Source organism: Streptomyces sp. WAC 04229, assembly GCF_003947455.1.
Classification (GTDB): Bacteria; Actinomycetota; Actinomycetes; order Streptomycetales; family Streptomycetaceae; genus Streptomyces.
Genome location: NZ_QHJH01000036.1, coordinates 45,973 through 51,972 on the forward strand (window position 1 = coordinate 45,973; position 6,000 = coordinate 51,972).

Sequence of the window (6,000 nt, forward strand, 5' to 3'; positions counted from 1 at the left end):
CTGATGACCGACGCCTTCGGGCCCGGCTCCAACGGCCCGCTGACCGTCGTCGTCGACCAGAGCGGCGTACCCCAGTCGCAGCGCTCGGACCTCTCCTCGCAGGTCACCAAGAGCCTCGACGGCGTCTGGGGCACGGCCGCGGTGACACCGGTGACCCCCACCCAGGACGGCGACGTGCTGCTCGCCACGGTGTACCCGAAGGAGGCCCCGCAGAGCGCCGCCACCACCGACCTGGCCAACCGGCTGGTCGACAGCACCCTGCCCGACGCCGTGGCCGGCACGGACGCCGAGGGCTACGTCACCGGGGCCACCGCCTCGCAGGTGGACTTCCGCGACATCGTCGCCGAACGCCTGCCGCTGATCATCAGCGTGGTGGTCGCGCTCGCCTTCCTGATCATCCTGGCGGTCTTCCGCGGCCCGCTGGTCGCCCTCAAGGCCGCCGTCCTCAACGTGCTGTCGATCGCCGCCTCCTACGGCGTCGTGGTGGCCGTCTTCCAGTGGGGGTGGGGCGGCCCGGCGCTCGGGGTCTCCGGCACCGTGCCCATCGAGAGCTACGTCCCGATGATGATGTTCGCGATCATCTTCGGACTCAGCATGGACTACGAGATCTTCCTGCTCTCCCGGGTCCACGAGGCCTGGCTGCGCACCGGGAACGCGAAGGACTCGGTGGCCCACGCCCTGGAGATCACCGCGCGGGTCATCACCTGTGCGGCCCTGATCATGGTGAGCGTCTTCGCCGCGTTCATCATCAGCGACAACATCGTGGTCAAGATGCTCGGCCTCGGCCTCGCCGTGAGCGTGCTCATCGACGCCACGATCGTCCGCCTGCTCCTGGTGCCCGCCGTCATGACGCTGCTCGGACGGCACGCCTGGTGGACGCCCCGGTGGCTCGACCGGATCCTCCCGCACATCGACGCGGAGGGCGAGCACGAAGGGGGCGTCAGCCCCGGGCGGGCGGCGCGGGGGTGAGGGCGAGCATCGTCACGTCGTCCTGCACGTCCGGGCAGAACCGCAGCAGGTCGGCCCAGACCAGCCCGGGGAGCGCGGACGGGTCGGCGCCCGCCAGCGCGGCCAGTCGTTCGGCCAGCGGGTAGAAGGCGCCGCCGTCGCCGCGTGCCTCGACCACGCCGTCGGAGGCGAGGAAGAGACGGTCACCGGGGCGCAGCCGCACCGTGCACACCTCGATGGCTCCCGCGTCCGCCAGTCCGAGCCCGAGCGGCGTCCACGGGGCGACCTCCAGCTCCGTGGCCCGCCCGTCCCGCAGCAGCAGCGGCGGCGGGTTGCCGCAGACCACGACGCGCACCTCCAGGCCGTCCGCGGAGAACTCCAGCAGCGCGGCCGTCGCGAACAGCTCCGCGTGCCGCGCGTCCGCCGAGTCCACCAGCAGCCTGCGGTCCATCCGCCCCGCCACCGACGCGAGGTCCGGCCGGTCCAGCACCGCCTCCCGGAACGCGCCCAGCAGCGAGGCGACCGTCGACACCGCCGACAGCCCGTGCCCCTGTACGTCCCCCGTCACCACCCGTACGCCGAACGGGCCGTCCCGCACGTCGAAGAAGTCGCCCCCGACCAGCGTCCCGCGCTGCGCCGCCCGGTACAGCCCGGCGCAGCGCACCGCCCCCACCCGCTCGGGCAGCGGGGGCACCACCGCCCGCTGCGCGGCCTCGGCGACCGCGCGCTCCAGCCCCAGCTGGGCGTCGCGCCGGCTGCGCACGAAGGACACGAAGACGCTCAGCACCGCGACGAAGACGACGGTCAGCAGGTCGGCGTCGCCCGGCCGGTCGAGCTGGAACACCGGCACGGTCAGCAGCGTGATCACGGCGCCGCACAGCGCGGCCGTCGCCAGCGGACCGTACGACAGCACGGCCAGCGGCGGGATGGCGCCGAGCAGGAAACCGATGTCCAGACGGTCGTCACTGAGCAGCGTCGCCAGGCAGATCAGCAGGATGAGGGCCGGCGGCAGCAGCCGCACCCAGCGGGGCGGCGGGGCCCCGCTGAGCCAGCTCCGCCGGTCCTCACCCGGGTGCAGCGGCGGGCCGGACACCATTCGCACACCACCACGCTCCTACGCCGCCCCGCCGCCCGCACGCCGAACCGCGCGGGTCGCGGCCCGCGGCGGGTGGCTAGAACGCGGTCAGCGTGAGCCGGAAGCCGGTCGGCGCCGTGTCCTGGATGTACGAGGCGAAGTCGGCCACGTCGTCGAAGGCGAAGCCGTACGCCCTGCCGTCCTCGGTGGCCGCGTGCACCGCCTTGGAGTAGTGGTTGGTCAGGCCGGTCCCGTAGAACGTCGCCGGGTCGGTCGTGGGCTGCTCGGCGGAGGACACCAGCGTGGAGCGGTTGAAACCGGCGCCGAGGACCGCGGCGACGGGGCCGGTCGTGCCGTCGTTGGGCGCGGCGAGGGCGCCGTCGCAGAACAGCACGTCCCGGGTGGACGGCTTGGCGAAGGACACCTGGGCGGGACCGTCGAAGGTGAGCCGCCCGCCGCGCACCCGGCCGGTGAAGGTGCCCGCGTTGGTGGTGATCCGCAGGTCCTTGCCGGTGTAGGTGCTCCAGACCTCGTCGATGTACGGGGCGAGGTAGTCCTTCGCGAACAGGCCGGCGTCCAGCCCGTGCCCCGGGGCGATCACCCGGGTGTCGTCCACGACGAGCGGCGCGAACTCCTCGACCCGGCGCAGCGCGTCGAACACCGCCGCCCGTCCGCCCGGCCGCACGGTGCCGGTGGTCTGGTCCTTGGCGCCGGTCAGCCGGATGGCGAGCGGCACGCTGAACATGTCGACCATCGTGGTGTTGCAGAACATGCCGGAGGAGTTGTAGGTGAACTCGGCGCAGTCGTGCAGCACGCCGTGGTTGGGGTCGGACTCCACCCAGCCCGCCGGGTACTGCAGGGCGGGGTTTCCTGCGCCGTCCGCGACCACCTTGAACTTCAGCTTCTCGCCGAGGGACACGTAGATCCGCCCGGAGAGGTACGGCAGGTTCAGCTTCGTCTCACCGCTGCCGGCGAGGCCGATGGCGTAGTCGGTGTATCCGTCGGCGCCGTTGTCCGACAGCGCCACCGGGGCGACGGACCCGTCGGAGGTGACGCGTACTTGCCGGCCGTCCAGGTTGCCGACGATGTAGACGTGGACGTCCGCGTTGCCGAAGGTGCCGGTGCTGTTGACGATCGTCAGCGGCAGGGCACCGGCGGCCTTGGTCGCGGGGGAGTCCGCCGCGCCGTCCGAGCCGACGCCGGCGAGGGCGTGCGGGGCGACGGCCGCCGCGACGGGCGCGGCCACGACGGCTCCGCCGAGGGCGACGAGCAGCTTGCGACGGGCGAGCGGACGCTGGTGACGAGGAGTCATGTGGGGGGTCTCCAGAGTGATCGGGACATGACGGCGTGGGAGTGGGGATCCGGCAGGGCTCCTGAGAGCGCTCTCACGCGGTGCGCCGATGGTACGCACGGAGGATGGGCCGGCCAACCGGCTCCGTCCGTCCTCAAGTGCGTTGTTCCTGATGGGACTTGGCGCCCGGGGTGCGGGGGGAGGAACGCTTAACCGGTGCTTAAGACTCGCTTAATCCCGCCTCGAATTCCGGTGGCCCCTCGCGTACGCCTCACGTACCGTTCGGCCGACGCGAGACCGTCCGGGTCACGCGAGCGCCCGTCGCACCCCGGAGGTTCCGTGACCGAGCCGGTCATCCGCACGCTCGACGAGAGCGACGTCGCCCTCTTCGACGCCATGCCCGACCCGCTGGGCGCCCGTGAGGGCCACCGGCTCACCCGGCACCGGCCCGACTGGAAGCGGGTCGCCCTGCGCGACGGCACCGTGGTCGCCCGCGCCGCCTGGTGGGGCGGCCCCGACGACACCGAACCCGTCAACGTCAACTGGTTCGACGTGGCCGAGGGCGAGGAGGACGCGGGAGCCGAACTCCTGCGCACCGCCCCCTGGCAGGTCGAACTCGAACTGAACGCGCCCGGCACCTGGCGCGAGGACCCCGCCGGGCGGGCCGCCGTCGAGGCCCGCCTCACCGCGGCCGAGGCGGCCGGTTACGCCCCCCTGGTCGAACGCTTCCTGTACCGGTGGACCCCGGAGTGCGGGCTCCCCGCCCGCCCCGGGCGCCTGGAGTTCCGGCCCGAACCGGACGACGCGGTGTTCCTCGACGCGCTGCGCCGCATCCACTCCGCCACGCTCGACGCCCACGCGCTGAGGGAGATCGAGGAGCACGGCCTCGACCGCGCCGCCCAGGCCGAGCTGGACTTCTTCCACTGGTGCCCCTCGCCGCGCGCGTGGTGGCAAGTGGCGTACACGGCGGAGGGCGAGCTCGGGGGCATCCACATCCCCGCGCACAATCCGTCCGGCCCGTGCGTCGCCTTCATCGGCGTCCTGCCGGAGCACCGCGGCCGGGGGTACGCCTACGACCTGCTCGTCGAGTGCACCCACGTCCTGGTCGAGCGGGGCGCCGAGTTCGTGTCCGCCGCGACGGACCGGGGGAACCATCCGATGGCCGCCAACTTCGCCAAGGCCGGCTACCCCGTGGTGCGCGAGCGGATCAACTTCCGTCCGCCGGTGGCGGGCCGGTGACCGCCGGAGTGCGTGGCGGAGGCGGTGCGGGGTTCGAGGGCGAGATCTGGCAGGTGCGCTCCCGCGACTGCGGTGAGGGGGCGGCGGGCGCCCTGGTCGGGGAGATCCTGATCGACGACGCCGACTTCCCCTGGCTGTCGGGACGGTTCCGGCCCGGACCGGCCCACGCCGCGGTCCAGGACCTGTTCGCCCGCGAACTCGCCCTCGTGGAACGGGACGACGCGGGCCACCGGGCGGAGTGGGAAGAGGTCTGCGCCGAGATCGAACGGCGCGTGCGGCTGCTCTCGCCGGACGGCCCGGTCGCGGAGTTCCTGCTGCACATCGAGGGCGATCGGGCGTGGTTCCGGTGGAGCGACGAACCGTTCGAACGGGCGGGCGTCGACGGCTGAGCCGGGTCACCGGCGGTCGGTCAGCAGGGCCTCCGCGTCGGCGAGGATCTCCGTGACCCGCAGCCCGAACGCGGCGTCGCACGGCGACGGCCGCCCACCGCCCGCCGCTGTGCGCAGCGCGTCCGCGGCCCGCCGCAGCGCGGGCACCGGCCCCTCCACCGCTTCCGGGAGAAGCGTCACACCGGCCCGCCCGCGCAGCTCCACCGTCGCCCCGGCCGCGGCGGGCGGCGCCGTCAGGCTGAGCGTGAGGGTGCTCGACGCCCCGCCGGAGTGGTCCAGGACCAGATGGACCGTGTCCCCGGGACCCGGCACCGCCGCCGGCACACGCCGGACGTCCCCGAGGACCGGCAGCAGCACGGACAGGGCGTGCGGACCCACGTCCCACAGGGCGCCCTTCTCCCGGCGCCACGGGGAGTGCGCGAAGGGACTGTCGTCGCCGCCGAAGACGGAGCCGAGCCACTGCGCCCGCGCGGTGAACCAGCCTTCCTCCTCGGCCTGTTCGGCGATCCACGCCTCGGTCTCGGGCTGGAACCGGGCGGTGAAGAAGACGACCGAGGCCACGCCCGCCGCACGCACCGCCTCCACCACCGCCCGCCCCTGCGCCACCGTCGGCGCGAGCGGCTTGTCGAGCAGGAGATGGCGCCCGGCCCGTGCCGCGCGCACGGCCAGCTCGGCCTGCACGCCCGGGGGCAGCGCCACGGCGACGGCCTCCACGTCGGCGAGCAGGGTGTCGACGTCGTCGTAGGCGCGGGTGCCGTGCCGCTGGGCCAGCTCCTTGGCGGCGTCCGGACGCCGCCCCCACACCCCGACGAAGTCCAGGCCGTCGTGCCCGCCCAGGGCTGGGGCGTGTGCCATGTCGGCCCAGGGGCCGGTGCCGAGCAGTCCGATACGCATGCCGTCGCCTCTCCACGGTGCCGGCCCCGCTCGGGGCCCGCCGACGTTCCACATGACGACCGGCGTGTCACAGCCCGGCCGACGCCGAGCGTGTCACACCGGGCACGCCCGCGGACAGCGTGCCGACCGAGCCCGGCGCGGGCCCGCCGCTGGGCCCCCGGCGG

At 74.0% G+C, this 6,000-nt stretch carries 6 protein-coding genes; 3 read left to right on the plus strand and 3 right to left on the minus strand.

The window, feature by feature from the left end; translation table 11 throughout:
• Window positions 1-3 precede the first annotated feature (3 nt).
• Window positions 4-969: an MMPL family transporter gene (locus tag DMH12_RS40475; protein ID WP_399187213.1), complete on the plus strand. Its 966-nt coding sequence runs from the start codon at window positions 4-6 to the stop codon at window positions 967-969.
• Here the strand turns inward: DMH12_RS40475 and DMH12_RS13365 are convergent.
• On the minus strand, window positions 941-2,044 hold the full coding sequence (locus DMH12_RS13365) for a PP2C family protein-serine/threonine phosphatase (protein WP_185832299.1): 1,104 nt from the start codon (window positions 2,042-2,044) through the stop codon (window positions 941-943). The two genes, DMH12_RS40475 and DMH12_RS13365, sit on opposite strands and share 29 nt — an antisense overlap.
• A gap of 76 nt (window positions 2,045-2,120) precedes the next feature.
• Window positions 2,121-3,335: a glycoside hydrolase family 64 protein gene (locus tag DMH12_RS13370; RefSeq protein ID WP_125491788.1), complete on the minus strand. Its 1,215-nt coding sequence runs from the start codon at window positions 3,333-3,335 to the stop codon at window positions 2,121-2,123.
• A gap of 318 nt (window positions 3,336-3,653) precedes the next feature.
• On the opposite strand from DMH12_RS13370, the gene DMH12_RS13375 reads away from it, so the two are divergent.
• Window positions 3,654-4,553 carry a GNAT family N-acetyltransferase gene (locus DMH12_RS13375; protein ID WP_125491789.1) on the plus strand — a complete coding sequence of 300 codons (900 nt, stop codon included), beginning with the start codon at window positions 3,654-3,656 and terminating at the stop codon, window positions 4,551-4,553.
• Window positions 4,550-4,942 carry a hypothetical protein gene (locus tag DMH12_RS13380; RefSeq protein WP_260474205.1) on the plus strand — a complete coding sequence of 131 codons (393 nt, stop codon included), beginning with the start codon at window positions 4,550-4,552 and terminating at the stop codon, window positions 4,940-4,942. The genes DMH12_RS13375 and DMH12_RS13380 overlap by 4 nt, the downstream gene beginning before the upstream one ends.
• A gap of 6 nt (window positions 4,943-4,948) precedes the next feature.
• Here the strand turns inward: DMH12_RS13380 and DMH12_RS13385 are convergent, their stop codons facing one another.
• The gene (locus DMH12_RS13385) at window positions 4,949-5,836 is read right to left on the minus strand and encodes a Gfo/Idh/MocA family protein (RefSeq protein ID WP_125491790.1); all 888 of its coding nucleotides are present in this window, start codon (window positions 5,834-5,836) and stop codon (window positions 4,949-4,951) included.
• Window positions 5,837-6,000 lie beyond the last annotated feature (164 nt).

What these genes read in the sequence shown, in the direction of transcription:
- DMH12_RS13370 (WP_125491788.1), bottom strand. Translation starts at nt 3,335, where the DNA reads ATGACTCCTCGTCACCAGCGTCCGCTCGCCCGTCGCAAGCTGCTCGTC.
- DMH12_RS40475 (WP_399187213.1), top strand. Translation starts at nt 4, where the DNA reads ATGACCGACGCCTTCGGGCCCGGCTCCAACGGCCCGCTGACCGTCGTC.
- DMH12_RS13385 (WP_125491790.1), bottom strand. Translation starts at nt 5,836, where the DNA reads ATGCGTATCGGACTGCTCGGCACCGGCCCCTGGGCCGACATGGCACAC.
- DMH12_RS13365 (WP_185832299.1), bottom strand. Translation starts at nt 2,044, where the DNA reads ATGGTGTCCGGCCCGCCGCTGCACCCGGGTGAGGACCGGCGGAGCTGG.